Annotated in this window: 23 protein-coding genes and 1 riboswitch; of the genes, 8 read left to right on the top strand and 15 right to left on the bottom strand. The window is 62.9% G+C overall.

What is annotated here, in order from left to right; all coding sequences use genetic code 11:
• A complete protein-coding gene (locus H276_RS22785; protein ID WP_019971072.1) occupies positions 1-702 on the bottom strand; it encodes an urease subunit beta in 702 nt (233 codons plus the stop codon).
• A gap of 424 nt (positions 703-1,126) precedes the next feature.
• Between H276_RS22785 and H276_RS0109510 the strand changes: the two genes are divergently transcribed.
• The 4 genes from H276_RS0109510 to H276_RS24600 all read left to right on the top strand — a co-directional run bounded on the left by H276_RS0109510 (position 1,127) and on the right by H276_RS24600 (position 5,583).
• Complete coding sequence (locus H276_RS0109510; protein WP_019971073.1) at positions 1,127-2,122, top strand: helix-turn-helix transcriptional regulator; 996 nt, start codon at positions 1,127-1,129, stop codon at positions 2,120-2,122.
• 406 nt (positions 2,123-2,528) lie between these two features.
• Positions 2,529-3,200 (top strand): AmiS/UreI family transporter, encoded by a 672-nt coding sequence (locus H276_RS0109515; protein WP_026356775.1) that lies wholly within the window; start codon positions 2,529-2,531, stop codon positions 3,198-3,200.
• 473 nt (positions 3,201-3,673) lie between these two features.
• Complete coding sequence (locus H276_RS0109520) at positions 3,674-4,282, top strand: LGFP repeat-containing protein (RefSeq protein ID WP_019971076.1); 609 nt, start codon at positions 3,674-3,676, stop codon at positions 4,280-4,282.
• Between the two features lie 632 nt (positions 4,283-4,914).
• Positions 4,915-5,583 carry a hypothetical protein gene (locus H276_RS24600; RefSeq protein WP_155943024.1) on the top strand — a complete coding sequence of 223 codons (669 nt, stop codon included), beginning with the start codon at positions 4,915-4,917 and terminating at the stop codon, positions 5,581-5,583.
• A 185-nt stretch (positions 5,584-5,768) separates the two neighbouring features.
• Here H276_RS24600 and H276_RS0109530 read toward each other — a convergent pair whose 3' ends face one another.
• The 14 genes from H276_RS0109530 to H276_RS0109595 all read right to left on the bottom strand — a co-directional run bounded on the left by H276_RS0109530 (position 5,769) and on the right by H276_RS0109595 (position 16,467).
• Positions 5,769-6,131: a metallopeptidase family protein gene (locus H276_RS0109530; protein WP_019971078.1), complete on the bottom strand. Its 363-nt coding sequence runs from the start codon at positions 6,129-6,131 to the stop codon at positions 5,769-5,771.
• Positions 6,132-6,546: 415 nt separating this feature from the next.
• On the bottom strand, positions 6,547-7,131 hold the full coding sequence (locus tag H276_RS0109535; protein WP_019971079.1) for a dihydrofolate reductase family protein: 585 nt from the start codon (positions 7,129-7,131) through the stop codon (positions 6,547-6,549).
• 121 nt (positions 7,132-7,252) lie between these two features.
• Positions 7,253-7,414 carry a hypothetical protein gene (locus tag H276_RS24605; RefSeq protein ID WP_019971080.1) on the bottom strand — a complete coding sequence of 54 codons (162 nt, stop codon included), beginning with the start codon at positions 7,412-7,414 and terminating at the stop codon, positions 7,253-7,255.
• A 73-nt stretch (positions 7,415-7,487) separates the two neighbouring features.
• Positions 7,488-8,810, bottom strand: coding sequence for an LLM class flavin-dependent oxidoreductase (locus H276_RS0109545; RefSeq protein ID WP_019971081.1), 1,323 nt, complete (start codon positions 8,808-8,810; stop codon positions 7,488-7,490).
• The gene (locus tag H276_RS0109550) at positions 8,810-9,553 is read right to left on the bottom strand and encodes a 3-oxoacyl-ACP reductase (RefSeq protein ID WP_019971082.1); all 744 of its coding nucleotides are present in this window, start codon (positions 9,551-9,553) and stop codon (positions 8,810-8,812) included. The genes H276_RS0109545 and H276_RS0109550 overlap by 1 nt, the downstream gene beginning before the upstream one ends.
• A gap of 111 nt (positions 9,554-9,664) precedes the next feature.
• The gene (locus H276_RS0109555) at positions 9,665-10,471 is read right to left on the bottom strand and encodes an ABC transporter ATP-binding protein (protein WP_369758462.1); all 807 of its coding nucleotides are present in this window, start codon (positions 10,469-10,471) and stop codon (positions 9,665-9,667) included.
• Between the two features lie 2 nt (positions 10,472-10,473).
• Positions 10,474-11,277: an ABC transporter permease gene (locus tag H276_RS0109560; RefSeq protein ID WP_051111413.1), complete on the bottom strand. Its 804-nt coding sequence runs from the start codon at positions 11,275-11,277 to the stop codon at positions 10,474-10,476.
• 25 nt (positions 11,278-11,302) lie between these two features.
• Positions 11,303-12,370, bottom strand: a complete 1,068-nt coding sequence (locus H276_RS0109565) for an ABC transporter substrate-binding protein (RefSeq protein ID WP_019971085.1) — start codon at positions 12,368-12,370, stop codon at positions 11,303-11,305.
• A gap of 224 nt (positions 12,371-12,594) precedes the next feature.
• A riboswitch (TPP riboswitch) is annotated at positions 12,595-12,693 on the bottom strand.
• A gap of 194 nt (positions 12,694-12,887) precedes the next feature.
• The gene (locus H276_RS0109570; protein ID WP_155943026.1) at positions 12,888-13,064 is read right to left on the bottom strand and encodes a hypothetical protein; all 177 of its coding nucleotides are present in this window, start codon (positions 13,062-13,064) and stop codon (positions 12,888-12,890) included.
• Positions 13,065-13,420: 356 nt separating this feature from the next.
• A complete protein-coding gene (locus tag H276_RS0109575) occupies positions 13,421-13,630 on the bottom strand; it encodes a hypothetical protein (RefSeq protein ID WP_019971087.1) in 210 nt (69 codons plus the stop codon).
• A gap of 55 nt (positions 13,631-13,685) precedes the next feature.
• Positions 13,686-13,976 (bottom strand): Lrp/AsnC family transcriptional regulator, encoded by a 291-nt coding sequence (locus tag H276_RS0109580; protein WP_019971088.1) that lies wholly within the window; start codon positions 13,974-13,976, stop codon positions 13,686-13,688.
• Positions 13,977-14,252: 276 nt separating this feature from the next.
• A complete protein-coding gene (locus H276_RS0109585; protein ID WP_155943028.1) occupies positions 14,253-14,540 on the bottom strand; it encodes a hypothetical protein in 288 nt (95 codons plus the stop codon).
• An 18-nt stretch (positions 14,541-14,558) separates the two neighbouring features.
• The gene (locus H276_RS22795) at positions 14,559-15,575 is read right to left on the bottom strand and encodes a RimK family alpha-L-glutamate ligase (protein WP_231376640.1); all 1,017 of its coding nucleotides are present in this window, start codon (positions 15,573-15,575) and stop codon (positions 14,559-14,561) included.
• 340 nt (positions 15,576-15,915) lie between these two features.
• Positions 15,916-16,467 carry a YaeQ family protein gene (locus H276_RS0109595; protein WP_019971091.1) on the bottom strand — a complete coding sequence of 184 codons (552 nt, stop codon included), beginning with the start codon at positions 16,465-16,467 and terminating at the stop codon, positions 15,916-15,918.
• Positions 16,468-17,283: 816 nt separating this feature from the next.
• Between H276_RS0109595 and H276_RS0109600 the strand changes: the two genes are divergently transcribed.
• The 4 genes from H276_RS0109600 to H276_RS0109615 all read left to right on the top strand — a co-directional run bounded on the left by H276_RS0109600 (position 17,284) and on the right by H276_RS0109615 (position 18,762).
• A complete protein-coding gene (locus H276_RS0109600) occupies positions 17,284-17,541 on the top strand; it encodes a CopG family transcriptional regulator (RefSeq protein ID WP_019971092.1) in 258 nt (85 codons plus the stop codon).
• The gene (locus H276_RS0109605; RefSeq protein WP_026356778.1) at positions 17,538-17,918 is read left to right on the top strand and encodes a type II toxin-antitoxin system VapC family toxin; all 381 of its coding nucleotides are present in this window, start codon (positions 17,538-17,540) and stop codon (positions 17,916-17,918) included. The genes H276_RS0109600 and H276_RS0109605 overlap by 4 nt, the downstream gene beginning before the upstream one ends.
• A 309-nt stretch (positions 17,919-18,227) precedes the next feature.
• On the top strand, positions 18,228-18,461 hold the full coding sequence (locus H276_RS0109610) for a hypothetical protein (RefSeq protein ID WP_019971094.1): 234 nt from the start codon (positions 18,228-18,230) through the stop codon (positions 18,459-18,461).
• Positions 18,451-18,762: a type II toxin-antitoxin system PemK/MazF family toxin gene (locus H276_RS0109615; RefSeq protein ID WP_026356779.1), complete on the top strand. Its 312-nt coding sequence runs from the start codon at positions 18,451-18,453 to the stop codon at positions 18,760-18,762. The genes H276_RS0109610 and H276_RS0109615 overlap by 11 nt, the downstream gene beginning before the upstream one ends.
• Positions 18,763-18,765: the final 3 nt, after the last annotated feature.

The raw sequence follows: 18,765 nt of genomic DNA on the forward strand, positions 1-18,765 counted from the left end.
TCACACCGCCGAATCGAGGAAGCCGTTGGCGTGCAGATTGGTCATGAGCTCTCCACTCGGTTCAGTCTTGGTCGGGCCGTTGGTCATGTCGTTCTGTCCGATGACGATCTGCTCGCCCGCGTATTGAGTCAATGAAACATTTTGTGCCTCACCGGGTTCGAAGCGCACGGCGGTTCCCGACGGGATGTCCAGACGCATCCCGAAGGCCGCGCGGCGGTCGAAGCGCAGCGCCCGGTTGGCTTCGAAGAAATGAAAATGCGAACCCACCTGGATGGGCCGGTCGCCGGTGTTCTCGACCGTCACCGTTGCGGTCTCCCGGCCGGCGTTGAGCTCCAGATCACCTTCGGCAGCGAGGATTTCACCGGGAACGACGGCGAGTTCGGCGGCGGTCCTGGTGCCCGGTGTGATCGCATCGTGCACGGTGACCAGCTTCTGTCCGTCTTCGAAGAATGCCTCGACCTGGACCGAGCCCAGCAGCGTGCGCACGCCGGGCAGTACATCGTCGTCGGTCAGCAGGCTGGCACCGTGGGCCGCGGCCTCGGCAACCGTGGCGCCCGCTCGGGCCGACTCGGCTACTTCGTCGGCGATCAGCGCCCGCGCCTCGGCGTAGGTCAGGGCAAGCCCCGCGGCACGCCGTTTACGGGCCAGTTCGGCGGCCAGAAACAGCAGTAGCCGGTCTTCGTCCTTGGGTGTCAGATGCATGATGTCAGCCCGTCGAATCCGTTGCCCGGAGACATTTGTGCAGGTACGGATCGGGGTGGATCGACGGTGATCCTGGTGCGATGGTGTCGGGTGAGTTTCGGCATGTGTCGTGGCCCCTGTCGTGTGACGGTGAACTCTCGTCAGCGTAGAAACGGCCGCATCGCCCCGGCTATGGGAGGAATCTCCCATTTGACACCCACTCCGGTTTCGTCACCGTCGTGACGTTGAAATACTCCCCAAATACGTCTTTCAATGATGGTTTCGAGGTTGGCGGTATCTCCGAATCGAGAGAACCGCCCGACTTCATACGAATTTTCTGGAAGCGGCATGGATTCGCGATTCGAGGCATACAATCCGCGGAACCGCGGTCTGTGACAGACAGGGCGGACCAGTTCGGGTGAACTGCACGAAGGGACTTCTGGCGATGGCAAGCACCTACGCCGCAATGCTCGACAGTGACAGCAGCATCGAAAGCCGAGCAAGCGAGGTGCTTGATGCCCTCGGCAAGCGGGTGGCGTCGTCGGCTTCGGCGATCTGCCTGTGGGACCCGATTCAGCGTCGGCACCTCTCCATCGCAAACCACGGGTACCCCGATGAGGTGATGGATCATTTCAACAACTGGTTTGTCGAGCACGACCCGCTGTTCGATGCGATGCGCAGACGCAGCCTGGGTGCTCTGCGGTGGCGCGATTTTCCGGCCTACCGCACTACGTACTCGGTGACGGGGGTTTTCGCCCCGGCTGGGTTCGATGAGGGACTGTCGGCTCGGCTGGTCACTACTGAGGGCAGTTACGCCGGCACCATCCATGTCAACTGCGACGATCCGCGTTATCCGAGCGATGACGATGTGGACGAAATCAACACGCTGCGCCTGCAGATGGCCGAACACTTGGACCTCTCGGTGAGGCCGCGGATGGTGGCCGAACTGATGGGGCCGGAAGCTCAGGCCTGGGCGGTTGACACGACCGGCCGCGCACACTTGTTGCGGCTGGGGGGCCAGTGGGATTCGCCGATCGATCAGGCGCTTGTCCGTGAGATGGCGTCGACCGTGGTGGGGGGTGCGACGACGCGTTGGCATGACGGCACAGGCTGGCTGCATGTGCGGCGCATCGGAACCGCGCCTCGATTCCGGCAAGACAGCCTGCACGCGGTCATGTTGATCACTCGCGTCGCACTGCCTTTCGGAATCACACCTCGCGAACTCGACGCGCTCACCCTTGCTGCAAGAGGTTTGACCAACAACCAGATCGCGGCCCAGCTGTTCATCAGCGTTCGTACTGCGGGACACCATCTGGAGAGTGCGACTGCCAAACTCGGCGCCAGCAACCGGGCATCGTGCGTGTCCCAGGCCATGGCCTGGGGACTGCTATCCGGCAGAATGCTGCGTGACCTTGACCCTCAGGGCATCGCGACCGAGTGAATTGGGGGATGGGCGCTGTCGTCGCAGAGGGCTACGGCTCTGCTCATCGTGCTGGGCGTACATCTGTCGGTGGGTCGTCGTCGACCAACAATTGTGCAGATTCATTGGATTCGGGCGCGAGCTTCATCGGGTAGTCCCAAATGGGAGATTCCTCCCATAGCCGGGGTGATACGGCCGTTTCTACGCTGTCGAGAGTTCACCGTCACACGACAGGGGCCAAACACATGCCGAAACTCACTCGACACCGCCCTACCGCGATCGTCTACCTACAGGACTGTTCCTGGGCAAAAGAATCACGGGCTGACTTCATACATCTGACACCCAAGGATGAAGAGCCGCTGTTCAATTCGCTGTGCGAAAAGTCCTCGACGCACGAAAAGGCTGTGCAGAGGGATCAGTCCGCGGAATGGATCGGCCTCTGATGGGTAATGTCGGACTGCTTTTCGTCGGAGTGGTGCTACTTGTCAATGGGCTGACAGCGATCGGAGTCGTCGATCCGCGGGGAGCCGCGCCGCTGAATTTGTTCGTCGGATCCGCTCAGATTGTCGTGCCGACGCTGATACTTGCGCAGTCAGGGGGCGATCTCGCCATCGTGAACGCGGCCTGGCCGAGTTATCTGTTCGGGTTCACCTACCTGTGGTTCGGTTTGATTCAGATCTTCGACATCGACGCGCGGGGATTCGGTTGGTACTGCTCGTTTGTCGCGGTGATCGTGACTTTCTTTGCGATCAAGAGCGTCGGCACGGACCCGGTGTTCGCCGTCATCTGGGCGACCTGGGCAATCATCTGGGCGTTGTTCTTCGTGATGCTCGGGCTTGGCGTAGCCAAGGCGGGGCGGGTCGACCTGGGGTATTTCACCGGTTGGTTCGTGATTCTTTTGGGTATCCCGACGTGCACCGTGCCGGGCCTCCTACTGCTTAACGGGGTGTGGACGACGGCGGTATCAGCGGGCTTCGGTGCGCTCGCGGTGTTGGTGCTCGCGACAGCGCTCTCGGTGGCACTGGCACAGCGCAGCGCCCGCCGTAACTCGGCAGCTGATGTCCGTTCTCATGAACCTGGGGCAGATTTACGCGTCTGAACTGAGACTGGAAACAGCTGGAGTGTAGGGCAATACGTACATTCTCGTGGTGAATGACTGTCAGAAAATATGACACTGGTACTGGGACAGGGTCTTTCGGTTGAGTTCGATTCGCCACGCGTTGACAACCGATGCGCCTGTGGCGGGATTCAATTTCCGCGATGAGCTTCCGAACGAGTAGCACAGTTGTCGTCGCAGTCACGAAAGCCATTGGGGCATTTTCGATTCCTGCGTATTGCGCCGTGTCGAGTATCGATGGGATGCGATGGAACTCGTCCGCCGGGTCCACGGTGGATTTCAGCGGGCATTCGTGATCCCATACTCAGGTCCGTCTATAACCGCATCGTAGGTCTGTTCGGAGCCACGAAGACCGCAATTGCCCGCGCCGCTCAAGAGCTTCGGCTATAGTCCGGGCCGGGCGAGGGTTCGGCTGTCACTCGACCCACACCACAGGAAGACGTGAGAGGAAGCCTATGAGGACGATCGCATACCGCAACACGGCTGTCGTCGGCCTAGCCGCCGTCGCGCTGATCACTGTGGGCTGCAGCAATGGCACGAACGTCGACGCATCATTGTCGCCTCAGGTCGGGTTGATCTCCACCTCCACATCTGAAACCCCCGTGCAGCCCGCTGAAGTGAAGCTCATCGGTGAGAGAGATGTCGAGGTGACGCTGACCGGCCCGATCGCTGCCAAGTACTCGTCGGCGACGACGAGCCAGAAGGACGCTCTCGGCAAGGCGCTGACGGGTGACCACAACGCGGGAACGCGAGAGAGCGGTGTGGTGTTCCAGCAGTTCCAGGGTGGCGTGATCGTCGCCAAGAACGACGAGGCCGGCACACCCGCGTATATCACCTGGGGCAAGATCCGGGAGGCCTGGAATGTCCAGCGCGATCCGGACGGCGTGCCTGCGGTCACCGGCAATAACGGCTCGGCAGGTCCGCTGGGCGTGCCCACCAGCGACGAGAACGCTGACGGCGATCTGCTCGTGTCGACGTTCGAGCACGGCAAGATCGCGTACAACACGAAGACCGGTCAGGTCGAGGTGACGGTCAACGGCAAGGTCGTTCCATCTGGGCTGTAGACGGTGGTGACGATTCGCGCCGAGAATGTGCGGCATTAGTCGAGCCATACAGTGACAATGACTGCAGAGGCAACGATCGGCAGGATCGCTGTGGCCTGATCAGCCGGCGCGTCCTCGCGAGGTTCCGAGACGAGCTCGTTTGCTGAAGTGCGCGATCGGCGGCCTACCTGACGCCCCAGCAGGCTTATGTGCATATTCGTCATCGCCAATGAAAACCATTGGACCGCATGGTGATACGACATAAACTGCTAGTAACCCGCCGTATTCCTGGAAGTGCAGTGGTGAATCCGCGCCTTCTGACGCGGGTCGGCTGATCTTCGGAAGCGCACTGGGGTCGTTACACAGCGACGTCGACGCTGGTGGCTTTGCTTCCACGTTGTCAGCTAAACGTACGGATCTGGCGCCCATCTGTTCAGACACTGTGAAATATCTGCCATAATTCCGGCAAGAAGCCAGAACCTGGCTTGGGTCGCTGTGCACGAGCCAGGGAGATCGCCTCATAGAGTGACAGCCACCGCGCAGTTAGCTGCGCGATAGCTGGAGTCCCCGAGGTGGCCGGGGGACGGTCCGAGTCAACACGGCCAATCAACCAATTGGAACGCCTGCGGGCGCATGAGCGCGATAAGGAATAAATGAAGAAGAAGCTTGCAGCAGCGATCAGCGTCGCTGCCGCCGCTCTAGGCACCAGTGTCGCGCTCTGCTCGCCAGCGGCGGCTGACACGGATTGCCCGTACGACATGAGCACCCCAGCGGGGCAGCAGGCCTTGGTCGATGCGACTGTTGCTGCCTCCAACCAAGTCAGCAGCGACGAGGCGTCATACGGCCCGACAGGTAACCAGGCGCTAGCCGACCAAGACCGCCAAATTCAAACAGACAACAGCCGCCTGATACTTGCATGTTCAGGAAATTCATCACAAGCATCTTCACAGGCCCTGGCCAATTCCGACCAAATGGTCGCGAACGACCAAGCCGCTGCCGAACAGCAGGCCGCCGAACTCGAAGCCATGAACGCACCGGAGCCGGGAGTCCTTGCAAACGGTCAACCCGACTGCGGGTACTACCAGGCCCAGATCGACAGCATCCCGACGCCCGTCGAAATCGGGTTTCTGAAACTGCCAGACACACTCGACCCGCAGAACGTGGTGCTCACATGTGGGCTAGCAAACTCCGTCATCGGCGGGGTAGACCTCCTGACGGGCAACCTGCCCAGCGCGATCGAGAGCGGGCAGCAAGCCAATGCGGCGTTCTGCAACAGCAGTGCCCGCGTAATCCCCTTCGTGACGCTGCCCCTACCTTGCTAGACGGCTTAAAACGACCCCGGAAAGCTATGCGGGTGACCGGGTAGATATATTGAATTACCTTGTTGTGCAAGGGATGTAGAGTAGCGCCACCACATAATCGAAGGCAGGGGCGGAGGGCCATCGACTGCCCTTCCTCCCAACGATCGGCACAGCAGACGGCCTGTGCGGCGGAGATCAGCACGACCTCAGTAGCGATCGAGTTCGATCAACCGCTCGTCGCTGATCCCGAAGTGATGTGCGATCTCGTGGAGCACGACGTGCCTGATCTCACCACGTAGACGATCCTCGTCGCCGGCAGCGAGTCGGGTGATCGGCCCGCGGTAGATGCTGATTTTGTCGGGAAGTACCCCGCCGTACTGGCTGTTCCTTCGCGGCAGCGGTATCCCGCGGTATAGGCCGAGCAGCCGTTGCCCGTCGGGAGGCTCGTCCTCGATGACGATCTCGACGTTGCTCATCGCCGCACGGAGCTCGGCCGGCAAGGATCTCAGCGCGTCATCGATCGCGTCTTCGAACGGATCAGTGAGACTAGGCTCCGAGAGCGCATCCATCTCCTCAATGGTGCCAGAAGCGGTGCTGGGCTTCTTGCCAATGACAGTTGAAACTGCCCGTCAAAAGTGTCAGATTCCCCAGCCTCGATGAGATGCGTCGCTTTGATGCGGCACTGCGCATCGTCCTTGATCGCTGAGTACTGCGCCGTCGTCGCTGCATTGGATGAAAATGTCTGGTCTCAAATAGCTGGGCAGGCAGAGATGACTTTGATCGTCGATCGGCTGATTCGCCTCCCTGCGTCACTCTGGCGGGACGCTCGACGTCGGCGGTCACTCTGGTGTGACAAAGCGGGAGGGGCCGAAGCCGGGGCGAAGGGAATCGGGACACTGCGCAAGAACACGTCAATAATGGCCAGCCGTTTCGGTGATGCGAGTCAATTCGTCGGTACTGACTGCCGCTGGTATGTGCTGATGATCAGACACTGTCGGTGCTGTTGAGTGTTTTCGCCTCGTAGCGCAGCAGGACCGTGCCACCCGGGAAGATGCGGTTCTCCAACAGTCGCAACGAGATCCATGACGGCAGGGGAGGGAAGAACGGGGTGCCGCCGCCTACGGCGGTGGGCGCGACCACGATTCGATATTCGTCCACCAGCCCGGCCTGCACGATCGGTGCGGCCAGCGTCGCGCCGGCCACCTCCAGGTTGCCGTCGGTTTCGGCTTTCAGCTTCGTCACCACCTCGACCGGGTCGCCGCGTTCCAGGCGGGAGTTCCAGTCGACGGACTCGAGGGTGCGCGAGAACACGACCTTGGGCATGCCGCGCCAGATGCGGGCGAAGTCAACGACCAAAGGGGTGGCATCCGGGACCTTGTCAGCGGTCGGCCAGTACGCGGACATCAGTTCGTAGAGCCGCCGGCCATAGAACGACAGGGCGGTGTCACGCTCGAAGTCGTTCCAGTACTGGTGCAGTTCTTCGCTCGGATCGGCCCAGTCGATGTTGCCTTGTGCGTCGGCGATGTACCCATCCACTGACACGTTGAAGCCATAGATTAGTTTGCCCATGCAGATCGGACTGTACCGGAGAGCAAAATTCATCGCGTGCCACGCGAGATATTGTTCAAATCGTCGTGGATTGGCGAGCGTCGGGCGGCCTCGTTCGTAGCGGACGAATCGGCCAGTCGTTCTATGAGATTGCCATTGTCGAACGCCCGAACTGGGTTACCCGGTCGGCCTTGGTGTCGATGCGGACCAGGCTCTCGTCGAACAGATCGAAGCGGGAACCGAAGGTGCCGAAGTCGTAACCGCAGGAGATGTCGCCGGCCGTGCCGAGCATCGTGTCGGCCATTGCCCGTGTTCTCTGATGCCGCTCCGCTGACAATGTGTTCTCGCTTGATGCCGCCGTGAGCAGCGGGGTTCCCTTATCTGCTTGTCGGACTCGAGCCGAGGTGTGAGCGCAGCGTTGATCCACCGTATTCCTGTCGGAATCGTCCGCGCCGTTGCAGGACAGGAACGACATGGTCCACGAAGTTCTCGATACCGGCAGGCAGGGTGGCCGGCATGAGGTTGAATCCGTCGGCGCCGCCGCCATCGACCCAGCGCTCGATCTCGTCGGCAATGGCTTCGGGCGTGCCGACAAAAGTTGCGTGCCCACCGCCGGCGGCCAGCAAACCCAGGAGCTCACGAACCGTCGGACGTCGGCTCTCGATGATGCGGAGAACGGTGGCGTAGCGTCCCTGCGGGCCGGTGAACTCCTCCAACGGCGGCAGTGGCGGCACGGGAGCATCCAGGTCCCACGCCGAGGTGTCGGCTCCGACGAAGAAGGCGAGTTGGCGCAGCGCATCCTCAATCGGCAGCAGGTCGTTGAGAGTGCGTTGCTGTGCCCGCGCTTCACTCTCGGTCGATGCGACATAGGCCACCAGACCAGGCATCACGGCGATGCCGTCGGGGTCGCGACCGGCAGCAGCTGCTCGGGCCCGGATGTCGTGACGATAGGCGCGAGCTGACGGCAGGTCCCACGCGACGGCATAGACGCCTTCGGCGTACTGAGCGGCGAGGTCCCGTCCGGGCCCGGAGGCTCCGGCCTGGAATAGCACCGGGCGGCCCTGCGGCGGCGAGGGCACATTGAGCGGGCCTGCGACGTCGAAGTATCGACCGTGATGTCGCGCGGGGCGCAGCAGCGAGTGGTCCACGAACACACCGTCTCGGTCGGCGATGATCGCCTCTGCGGGCCACGAGTCCCACAACCCGTTCAGCACCTCAATGAACTCGGTCGCTCGGGCGTAGCGGTCCTCGTGGTCGGGCAGTCGGTCCGCCCCGTGATTGCGGGCTTCGTCGTCGGTCATCGAGGTGACGACGTTGATACCGGCACGGCCCCCGGAGATGTGGTCGAGGCTCGCCAGCAGGCGAGCCGCGTGGTACGGACTCCAGAATGTGCTCGATACGGTGGTGACCAGTCCGATCCGTTCGGTGGCGCGCGCCATCGCGGTCAGGGTTGTGATCGGTTCGAAGTGCCACAGCGGTCCCCGGCTCACGGCGCCGATCCCGAGGGCCTGGCCGTCGGCGAGGAATATCGCGTCCAGTCGCCCGCGCTCGGCAATCCTTGCCAGCTCTTCCCAGTACGTGATTTCTCCGAGCCGGCGCACGCTGGAGTCGGGGGCTCGCCAGGCCGCCGAGTGGTGCCCGCAGGCGAAGGCGAACAGGTTCAAGCGCACCGACGGCCGGTGTCCAGTGGAGGTTTGCATCAGTGTTTGACCAAGCCGCCGTCGACGACAAGGTTCTGGCCGGTGATGGCCCGTGACCAGGGGGACGCGAAGAACAGCACGGCGTCGGCGAATTCCGCTGGTGTGGTGACCGTGCGCAGAGGTGTGGCGGCGGCGATCGCGTCGAATACGGCCCCGGGTGTGGCCGCGCTGGCGTCGGTGGTGCGTAGGAGTCCGCCGCTGACCATGTTGACGGTGACGTGCCGGGGGCCGAGGTCGTCGGCGAAAGTGCGTGTCAGCGAGAGCAGGGCGGCTTTGGATGCGGTGTAGTCGTGATAGGGCACGACGGGGTTCTGGAACAGGTTCGTGCCGATGTTGATGACGCGGCCCGAGCCGGCCCGGTCGAAGTCGCCAAGTGCTCCTTGGATCACGTTGAGTGCGGACCGCACCGCACTGCCGAACTGCGCGTCGAAGCTCGAATAGCCGATCTGATCGGCTTTTTCGCGCGCATCTCCGTTGAAGGAGAAGTTCACCAGCGCATTGTTCACCACGGTCGACACGGGGGCGTGGAACGCGTCGGCCGCCGCCGCGATGAGCGCATCGACCTGTGGCCGGTCGCGGACATCGGCCGCGGCGGCGATCGCCCGGCCGGGATGCTGAGCCGCGAGCTGTTCTGCTGCATCTCGACTGGAGTGGTAATTGATGACCACTCGTGCGCCCTCGCGCAGGAATGCCTCTGAAATGGCGCGGCCGAGCCCGCGCGCTCCGCCGGTGACCAGGACCACCTGTTCGGAGATCCTCGGTGCGGTAGGTACGCCGTTCTGTTCGGGCGGTGTCTCTCGTGCTGGGTTGGTCACGCTCGTGCGCCTTTCTTGTGCGGTGTGGCGGGCCAGAATCTAGAACTGGGTGGGTGCTGCGAGGGCGGGGGACGGGTCGTCCGCTCCGGTGACCGCTTCCAGCAGTGTGCGTTCCAGGCGGCCGAACTCCGGCGTGGTCGTCACCGCGATGTCGCGTGGTCTCGGAAGGTCGACGGCGAGGCTCAGCCGTACCCGTGCCGGTCGTGGGCTGAGCACCACGACACGGTCGGAGAGGATGAGAGCTTCGCGGATGTCGTGGGTGACCAGCAGCGCTGTCCAGGAATTCTCGGCCCAGACCTGCTGCAGCCAGTCCTGGAGCTGCATTCGGGTGAGGGCGTCGAGCGCGCCGAATGGCTCGTCGAGCAGCAGCGTGGGGCGTTGCTGGGCGACTGTGCGTAGCAGTGCGGCGCGCTGTCGCATACCGCCGGACAGCTCGAAGGGGTAGGCGTCCTCAAACCCTGCCAGTCCGAAACGGGCAAACAGATCCCGCGCCTGGGCCCGCGCCTTCCGACGCGGCACGCCCTGGACTTCCAGGCCGAGTGCGGTGTTCTCCGCGATAGTGCGCCAGGGGAAGAGGAGATCCTGCTGAGGCATGTATGCGGCGTGGGCGGGCGTGCCGGTGATGTCGGTGCCGTCCAGCTCGATCGTCCCCGACGTGGGGCGGTCAAGACCCGCGATGAGCGTGAACAGCGTGCTCTTACCCGCCCCTGACGGGCCCAGGATCGAGACGAATTCGTGTGGTTCGACGGACATGGATATGCCGTCGAGCACTTTCCTCGTCTGGCCTCGCGGCAGAGGGAACTCCCGCGTGATGGCGGTCAGTCGCAGTCGCGGCGGCGCCTGCAGCGTCATGTTTGCGCGTTCTTTCGTTGCTTGGTGTGCCAGGGGATTACGGCTCGTTCGATCAGGTAGGTCGAGAGGTAGAGGCCGATGCTGGCAACGGCCGCGACCGCGACAGCAGCGAGGACAAGGTCGGTACGGAAAGCGTTCTTCTGCACGCTCATGTAGATGCCTAGGCCGTGCCGGGCTCCGACGTACTCGGCGAAGATCGCTCCGGTGACGGCGTAGGTGATGCCGATCCGCAGCGCGGTGAAGAAGCCAGGGAGCGCCGACGGCAGCCGTACGAGCAAGAAGGTGCGGGTTCGGCTGGCTCCCATGCTCCGAAGGAGACGGCTGGCTCCGCCGTCAGCCGAGGCGAATCCTTCAATCAGGCCGATTGCGACAGGGAAGAACGTCACGAGGGCGACCACGAGCATTTTGGGCCAGAGCCCGAAGCCGAACCAGATGACCATCAGCGGAGCGATCGCGACGACCGGGAGGGTCTGAGAGGCCACCAGTATGGGCATCAGCCCGCGCCGGAACGCCGGGAAGAAATCCGCGACGATCGCGATCGCCCACGCACATGCCAGAGACAGCGCGAATCCGGCCGCGGTGACTCCGAGGGTAGCGAGCGTATGTTCGAGAATCGTTGTTCGTTGGTCCCAGCCCGAAGTCAGTACCCGGGAGGGAGCTGGAAGCACCTGTGGCCGTGCGTTTGTGACGCGCACCGTGATTTCCCAGGCCACGATGAGCGCGGCCACGAACGCCAGCGGTGCCCATACGGCGGACCCGGTGTTTCTCCGTTGTCCGTCGGGGCGGCGCGTCGATTCCATACCGTCCTGGATCACGGTCGGCGACTCAGCCGGCACGGTATTCGTCGGTGACGTACGCCGTCCAGTCCGGCTCCGCGGTCAACCGCGCGCCGTCGGCGTCGGCAAGCAGCCCGCTGTCGAAAAGAAACTTGCCGAGCTCGCTCCACTGCTGCGGTGTCTGACGCCCGAACTCACCGTTCTGGTCGAGCATGTACTTCGCCGAGAGGAGTTTCTGGCTCTCGGTCAGGAAGTCGAGGTCGGTGAGAACATCACTGTTCTCCTGCTGCAGGATCGCCGCTGCGGCCACGGGGTCCTTCACAGCGTCCTCGTACCCTCGGGCAAGCGCCTGGACGAAGCCTGCCGCGATCTTCGGGTGCTCCTTCAGCCAGGTGCCGTTTCCCGTGACGATCACCTGGTAGCTGTCAGGAAAGCCGTAATCGGTATACGCGAAGTTCTTGAGTTTGATACCGCGGCGCTCGGCCTCGATGCCCTCCCAGGCGACAAACGGCACCGTGAAGTCCACATCTCGCGAGTAAAGCGCCTCATAGGCGGTTGTTCCCAGGACTACCGTGTCGAACTTGCCCGCGCCGCCCGCATTCTGGATGACGGCACGCATGATGGCTTCCTCGGACGCAGATCCGAAGCCGCCGTAGACCAGCCCGTCGAGGTCGGCGGGACTCCGGATGTCGTCGCGGTTCCCGAGGACGCTGATCCGCGTCGTCCAGTGCTGTTGGACCGCGAGCACGGAGCGCAGGTCGGCACCTGCGGCCATCGCCACCGATGTGCTCGGCTGGAAACCTATGCCGAACTCCGCCTGACCAGAGTCGACGAGGACGTCAGGAGAGCTGCTGTTATATGGCACAACCTCGACGTCGATTCCGGCATCGGCGAAGTAGCCCTTGTTGATCGCGACGTACAGCCCGGTGTGGTTCGTGTTCGGCGTCCAGTCCAGCGCAAAGCGCACTTTCGCCCGTTCAGGTGACGAGCCGGTCGACTCGTTGGTCGAACTCGAGCCACAGGCGCCGACTACGACTGCAAGCGTTGCTACGACGCTCGCCGCCATGAATCGGCGACGGGGTGTGGTCATGGTGTGGGCGGGATGGTAGCTCGTCATGACAGGTTCCCCGTTCGGCGATTTGCCAGATCGGCTGCGGTATTTAGGCAGTCACGGCGCAAAGGTCCCTGAATGGGCGATGCCCCGGGGCTGCGAGACGAGGCTGGGTCTGGTCGGGCCCCTTGGAGGTGACGGCCCGCCGAGAGTACGAGCTTCTTTGGACGGCGAGGGCGGACCTGACGACGTGCACCGCGGTCGGCGGGGCGGCTATCCACCCGGTTACGCAAAAACAACTCCGACAATCCCTTCGCCAGTACGAACTGGATCAGGTTCAACGGGTGTGATCTCAGCCGACTCCCGCGCCGGCACCCCGTGTCACTGCAGGGGATCCTAACAGCAGAATGGCGCGCAGCGGTCCTCGAGAGTCGTTCGGTGTCGGTTGCGCCAACGGGCAGCGAAACCTGCGCTACTGCGTGGTCCGTCAATTTTCTCGCAGAACAACCCACCGGAGGTCGACAACGAGACCCTTCGCTGTGGATTCGATCGACGAAAAGTGTTGGGAATCATCGCGATCAGCTCAGGTGGCGAAAGGTCTCGACGTCCGTTCCTCATAGCGCATACTGCTGATGTCCGGGGCGCGCTGCGGATACTGCTGCCGAAGCTTGCTGATGCGGGTATGCCCGATGTCGTCGGTGCCGACGTGGCCGGGACCAGCATGGGGCCGCCCGGGAGGGCGTCCGTCAACACGGTTCATCTGCTGCATCATCAAGTAGAAGTCCCAGGTCAGCGTGTCGCGCGAATGGTCAGGCAAGTAGCAGCAGGCGCCGCATTACGAGGCTTCACCGCAAAGCGTGCGGACGGAAAGGCCTGCGGCGCAGGCGAAAACGGAGGTTTACCGGTGACCCGCCATATTCGATACAGCGTCACTGCGTGACGATATGAGTATGTCGCGACCGATTGATGAATCGTGCTTCGTGGGAAAGTAGTGATGGTCACTGGGGGCCGCTCGTAGGATCGGCGCGTCAAGGGGCGAGGTCATCGAGGGCTACTTACGGGAGTTGCCGGACGCCGCCAACCATCCGGTGTTCATGCCCACCGCGTTGTGTCGGTTCACGCCACACTGCTGACGATTGCTATAATCAGCCCGCCCAGGGTCAGCACCCCGACCATCATCGCGGCGGCGATCGCCCGGCCCCGTCGGCGCCGGCGTATGTCGTAGATCGCCACTGCGATGCCGGCGAAGATCAACGCTGCATAGGCCGCCAATCCCACCGTCAGCGCCGCCGTTGCGGCGGCGCTGGTCAGGGTCACGTTGTGCACGCCGTGAGCCTACGGCGCGAACGGAAGCATCGTGCCGTCTGACAGTTCCGACAAGTCACCGCCACGCGGTTCGCGCATGTTTGATGAACGCTCTGGTCAGCGAGGTCTCGATGTCAGTGATACCCGGCACCTGCGCGAGGGTGGAGGTGGGGTAGTCGTACAGGGCGTCGACAGTCGGGCTGACAACCGTCGCTTGTAGGTTGGCCGGGCCGCTGACCACTGCGACGAACATCGTGGGACCGTGGGTGGTGATGGCGGTACCGGCTGCGTGCAGGTGACGTGTTTCTACCTTGATGTACAGGTTGGCGCCGACGCCATATCCCAGCTTGGCGGGATCGAGATCCAAGTCGAGCTGTCCGGCCGGGTATCTCGATGGAGTCGTCCGCCGCTGGAACAATCCTGGCAAATATTGGCGGATCTGGTTCGGGTACAACCATGCTCAGGCTAGCGATGATTGGACACGCCCGCCACCATCTCACTATCACCTCCGGCACGGTCGAACCACTTTCTGCTGGCCCCGTGACCAATGCTGCCAAGCACCCATCGTCCTGGACTCGGAGAGACGTCGAAGAAGCGGATCGTCTATTCCCCAAAACGCTCAGTGAGTTGGCGTCATTGGCGCCTAGTCCGGGTGCGAACTCGGATCGTAGTCGGAGTCGCAACAGTCCTCTGGGATGTGGATCGGGCCCTGAGGGTTGAGGAACGTGACGGTTTCGCCTCCGAAGATGCCGCCCGCGTGCGTCAAGGCCGCAGGAAACTGCTTGCCGAGCTTTTCACGCAGCACACGCGTCCACTCCTCCAACTGCTCATTAGGCACGAGCGGGGCGATGGTGCTCAGCCTGTAGCTGAGCACCATTGGCAGCGAGCGAAAGGGCTTAGGGGCACCGTTCCCGGGAGCGGACTCAGACATGTGTCTCCATTCCGTCGGTCAAGTGGTACGGCTGGGACGCATCCTAACTGCGTTGGCCTCCGTGCATAGGTATTCGGCAAGTCGAGCACTGAGGGGAATCTTCGCAAGTGCCTCGACGAACAGAAACTGGCCCTGGGGGTTGATCTCGAGAAAGACCGGATCGCCGGTCGCGGGGAGCTTTAGATCTACCACGCCCATCTTGAGACCGAGCGCTGCTACCAGCGTCCGCAGACGGTCGGCCAACTTTTGCGGCACCGTCCATTCCACCATCGGTGTCGTCAGATCGCTCCGCCAGTCCAGGCGACTGGCCGTGAGCAGCGCGGCGTCGACCCGGTTTCCGAATACGTTCGCGCGTATGTGGCGATCGCCGTGGATGTGCTGCTGGTAGATCGCCGGGCAGATTCGCATCGAGTCGTCGTCGTCGAGCGCTGCGGGTGTCAGGCGCTGCGTGGTGATCGTTCCGGCTAGGCGCGACCCGTGGACCGTCTTGATCACCACGTCCCCGTCCAGCGACGCGCAGAACTCGCGAATCGCCACCGGATCGTTGCTCACGAGCGTTCGTGGAACGTTGAAGCCGACGCTTGATGCGGCACGCAGTTGAACAAGCTTGTTGTCCGCGTGGTCGGTGGCTGTCGGCGAGCTCACCCAGGTGCCGGTGAAATCGGTCAGTAGAGCGCCCCGCATCGAACTTCGCGAATCATTGTTGATGAGGTCTTTGTGAACTGTGTCCGCGTCGGCATCGAGCAGTTGCGGAGCGTTCACCCGTCGCCACCAGACGACATCGATGGCCGATACAGCCACGGGGCCTGCCGATGTTGTCAGGACCGACGAACCGGGGTCGCTCGACCAAGAGAGTGGGCCCGAGCTGGAAACGCGATTAGATTCGACGATCACGCAGTCGGTCTCGCGCTGGCGGACCAGGTCTGCGACGGCAAGAGCGTGCAGATCGTTGGCCACCGACACGATGGCGACGCGGGCTGGCGATCTCTGGTCTTGCTCCCGAGAAAGGCGGCGACTGACTGCGTCTTGGTGCACTCCGCCTCCTTCGGCGGACGCTGTGATCATCCGGCGCGGCATCATGCGTTCAATGCTGTGTGCCCAATACAGAGGGTTGCCGCAGGCACGCCGCGCACGTAGCTCACTGGTTCATAACGTGTGGCGATAGAGGACCCGCTAGTGTGCTCGAGCGCCGCTGGTGGCAACGGTGGTGGTCCAGTGCGGTCGGCGAGCGCGCTGCTGAGCCCGGGGCATGGGCCGTCATGCCTCGCTCTTCGAGCTCGCTGGCGGCGACCATCCCGGCCAAGCCCGGCCCGACAATGATGACATCAGTGTCCAGGGCGCTAACGTCATGGGCTAGCACCTCGGACTCAGGCGTTCACTCCAATGGCTCGGGTGTGAAGGTGACGTCGACTCCGCCTATGGTCATCGTCACCTGACCTTCGATCACCATCACTTGTGCCGAAACCCGTCGATCGACAGTCTGGGCCAGTTGCTGCACCGATGTGTGCGGTATCTGCAGCACCGAGAGGTTCGGCAGCCCCGCCACTTTGGGGCCGACGGTGCGCCACCAGGTGGCCACGCCGGCGGCGAACGGGAAGAGCAGCACCTGGTCGGCCTGGCTGGCCGCCTTGCTCAAGGCGCGTTCGTCGGGCTGGCCGACGTTGATCCACTCCAGGATCCGGCCGGTGTAGTCGGCGAGCCGCAAGTCCGGTACGCCAGGGGTGGACAGGCCTGCCCCGAACGTCAACTCACCGTCGACGTCGCTGAGTCGGTGTGCGCGAAGCCCAAAAGCCAACAACCGCACCACCATCCGCTCATCGGTCTCACTGGGATGACGGGCCACGGTCAGTGCGTGATCGGCATAGTAACCGTGATCGACATCGGAGACGCCAAGTTCGACTTTGAATACTGTTGCAGAAAGGGCCACGTCATAGTGTCCACCCAGGTGGTGCCTCCTGAGCAGTCGGGCCGCGTTGAGTGGTCAGACCGCCGAACCGGCCGTCAGTTCGAGTCGCCACCGATAGGCCACGGAGTGAGTACTTTCCGACGATGGTCTATGCGAGAGCGATTGGGGCGCAGCATAATCCGACGTAGATTACTGGTAACCCTCGGTATTCGTTTCCGCCGTATTCCTCCCGATATGCAACAGCGCATCAGTCGAGATGTCGCAGGGGGGGAGGCACCGATTGCCGGGATGGTTGTGGCCTGATCGGCTGGCGCGCCCCCGCAAGGTTCCGGGGCAAAATCGTTTTGCTGAAGCGTGCGATCGGCGTGGTGCATCAGCGTTCCAGGGCGGGCGAGCGTGTCGTCGCAGCGAGTAGCGCCCGGGCTGCGGGTGGTCGCGCGTCCGGTGGCGTAGAGGTAGTCGGCCGGATTGGTGGTGTCGTCGGCGCGGCGCGGGAATCAGTCGAGTACCCGAGGAGATCGTCGACGCGGGCGAGCTGGGCGGTGTTTCCAACAGACCGCCACTTTCGATGAGACACGAAGGCCACTGACAACACCGACCGATCACGGCGCAAGCCAGGTCAGGGCCAGCCGTGCCGCCACTTCCAATGGGACTCGACACTCCCGGCCGGGGCACCGGCGGGGCTTCACGCGGTTTTCGGCCGGACCTTCCGGCCCGGGGAGACGACAACCGGATCCTCGCCGGGCGTCGGCTTCGCTGACCCCCTCGCGCTACACGGCAGCGGGCCGACTGTCTCGGTCCGGATCGACCCCCAAATGACGGTGTATGATCTGGTGTATGAAGCGCACCAACATATACCTCTCCGAGGAGCAGACGACTAGTCTGGACAAGTTGGCCGAGCAACAGGGCGTTTCGCGTGCCGAGCTCATCCGCCAACTGCTTGACAGGGCTCTCAACAACGCCGATGACAATCTCGAATCTGACCTGAATGCGATTGATCAGTCGTTCGGTGCGCTACGTGACGTTGAATCGCCGGATCGTCGCCCCGGCAGCCGGGAGGAGCACCTCGACCGGATGTGGCGCCGCACCTCGTGATCCTGGTCGACTCGGACATCCTCATCGCTCACCTTCGCGGTCTGGACGCGGCGCGAGATTGGCTCGTCGAGGCTCGAGGGCAGGGGCCTTTAGCGATCAGCGTGGTGTCGATCGCCGAGCTCGTCGGTGGGATGCGCAGTGCGGAGCGTCGCAAAGTGTGGCAGCTGCTGGCGTCGTTTCGCACCGAACCAGCTACTGAGATCATCGCGCGCCGAGCCGGCGACTTCAGGCGGCAATACCGGGCGAGTCATTCCAACATTGGCCTGGGTGACTATCTGATCGCTGCGACTGCTGACGTGAAGGGCTATCAGCCGGCGACGTTGAACGTGAAGCATTTCCCGATGTTCAAGAACCTGCGGCCGCCATTCACCCTCTGAGCGATTGAAAATCGTTGAGCAGCAATGCAAAACGGCGACATTTACTGGTAACCCTCCGTATTCGATTCCGCCGTATTCCACCTGAATCGAGCGCCGACCCGAGCGCTGGGCAGGACTGAAGCCCCCGGTCTTCATAGTGGCACGGGTGCCACTGAAAGCAATGGCCGAGACGATCCAGATGCGCATGTTCTGTTTGCTGTTGGCGACACCGGTTGTCGGTGGATAGGCGCTGCTGGGTTGCCGGTGCTAGGTGAAAAAACACTCATGTGGATCCAGCGGTCGTCTTACAAAACGTCGTACACTGTTGCAATGGCTGACACAATCACCTTCAGGCCCGACGAAGACACATCGAAGGCGCTGGAGGTCTTGACCAAAGACGGAACCGCTGTGTCCGTAGCCGTTCGATCTGCTCTCATCGATGCCGCACGACGGAAGGCCGGCGCGGCGATTCGTGCCGAGGCGGAAAGGCTTGCCGAAGACGAGTCCGACCGCGCTGAAGCCATGCAGGTGCTGCGCGACATGGAGACGTTGCGTGCGTGGTGAGGTCTTTCAGTTGCGTGCCCCGCGGGGGAGTCGCGGTCACGAGCAGTCCGGTTCGCGCTACGCCGTAGTAGTCCAGTCAGATCAACTGCCCCTGTCGACGTGGCTGGTTGCACCAACATCCACGTCGGCTCGTGCCGCCAGCTTTCGTCCCGAAGTTGAAATCGGCGGCGTGAACACCCGCGTGCTTGCCGAACAGGCCGCCGCAGTCGACCCGGGCCGACTCGGCAAGAGCGTCGGGTTCCTCAGCTTCGCTGAGATGCGTCGCGTTGACGCGGCACTGCGCATCGTCCTCGATCTCTGACCG

Source organism: Mycobacterium sp. 141 (assembly GCF_000382405.1).
GTDB lineage: Bacteria > Actinomycetota > Actinomycetes > Mycobacteriales > Mycobacteriaceae > Mycobacterium.

Excerpts from the sequence above, each read along its gene's own strand:
- H276_RS0109515 (WP_026356775.1), top strand. The coding sequence starts at position 2,529 with ATGGATCGGCCTCTGATGGGTAATGTCGGACTGCTTTTCGTCGGAGTG.
- H276_RS0109565 (WP_019971085.1), bottom strand. The coding sequence starts at position 12,370 with ATGACGAGCTACCATCCCGCCCACACCATGACCACACCCCGTCGCCGA.
- H276_RS0109570 (WP_155943026.1), bottom strand. The coding sequence starts at position 13,064 with ATGAACCGTGTTGACGGACGCCCTCCCGGGCGGCCCCATGCTGGTCCC.
- H276_RS0109600 (WP_019971092.1), top strand. The coding sequence starts at position 17,284 with ATGAAGCGCACCAACATATACCTCTCCGAGGAGCAGACGACTAGTCTG.
- H276_RS0109545 (WP_019971081.1), bottom strand. The coding sequence starts at position 8,810 with ATGCAAACCTCCACTGGACACCGGCCGTCGGTGCGCTTGAACCTGTTC.
- H276_RS24605 (WP_019971080.1), bottom strand. The coding sequence starts at position 7,414 with ATGGCCGACACGATGCTCGGCACGGCCGGCGACATCTCCTGCGGTTAC.
- H276_RS0109510 (WP_019971073.1), top strand. The coding sequence starts at position 1,127 with ATGGCAAGCACCTACGCCGCAATGCTCGACAGTGACAGCAGCATCGAA.
- H276_RS0109560 (WP_051111413.1), bottom strand. The coding sequence starts at position 11,277 with ATGGAATCGACGCGCCGCCCCGACGGACAACGGAGAAACACCGGGTCC.
- H276_RS0109530 (WP_019971078.1), bottom strand. The coding sequence starts at position 6,131 with ATGGATGCGCTCTCGGAGCCTAGTCTCACTGATCCGTTCGAAGACGCG.
- H276_RS0109585 (WP_155943028.1), bottom strand. The coding sequence starts at position 14,540 with ATGTCTGAGTCCGCTCCCGGGAACGGTGCCCCTAAGCCCTTTCGCTCG.
- H276_RS0109535 (WP_019971079.1), bottom strand. The coding sequence starts at position 7,131 with ATGGGCAAACTAATCTATGGCTTCAACGTGTCAGTGGATGGGTACATC.
- H276_RS0109610 (WP_019971094.1), top strand. The coding sequence starts at position 18,228 with ATGGCTGACACAATCACCTTCAGGCCCGACGAAGACACATCGAAGGCG.
- H276_RS24600 (WP_155943024.1), top strand. The coding sequence starts at position 4,915 with ATGAAGAAGAAGCTTGCAGCAGCGATCAGCGTCGCTGCCGCCGCTCTA.
- H276_RS0109520 (WP_019971076.1), top strand. The coding sequence starts at position 3,674 with ATGAGGACGATCGCATACCGCAACACGGCTGTCGTCGGCCTAGCCGCC.
- H276_RS22785 (WP_019971072.1), bottom strand. The coding sequence starts at position 702 with ATGCATCTGACACCCAAGGACGAAGACCGGCTACTGCTGTTTCTGGCC.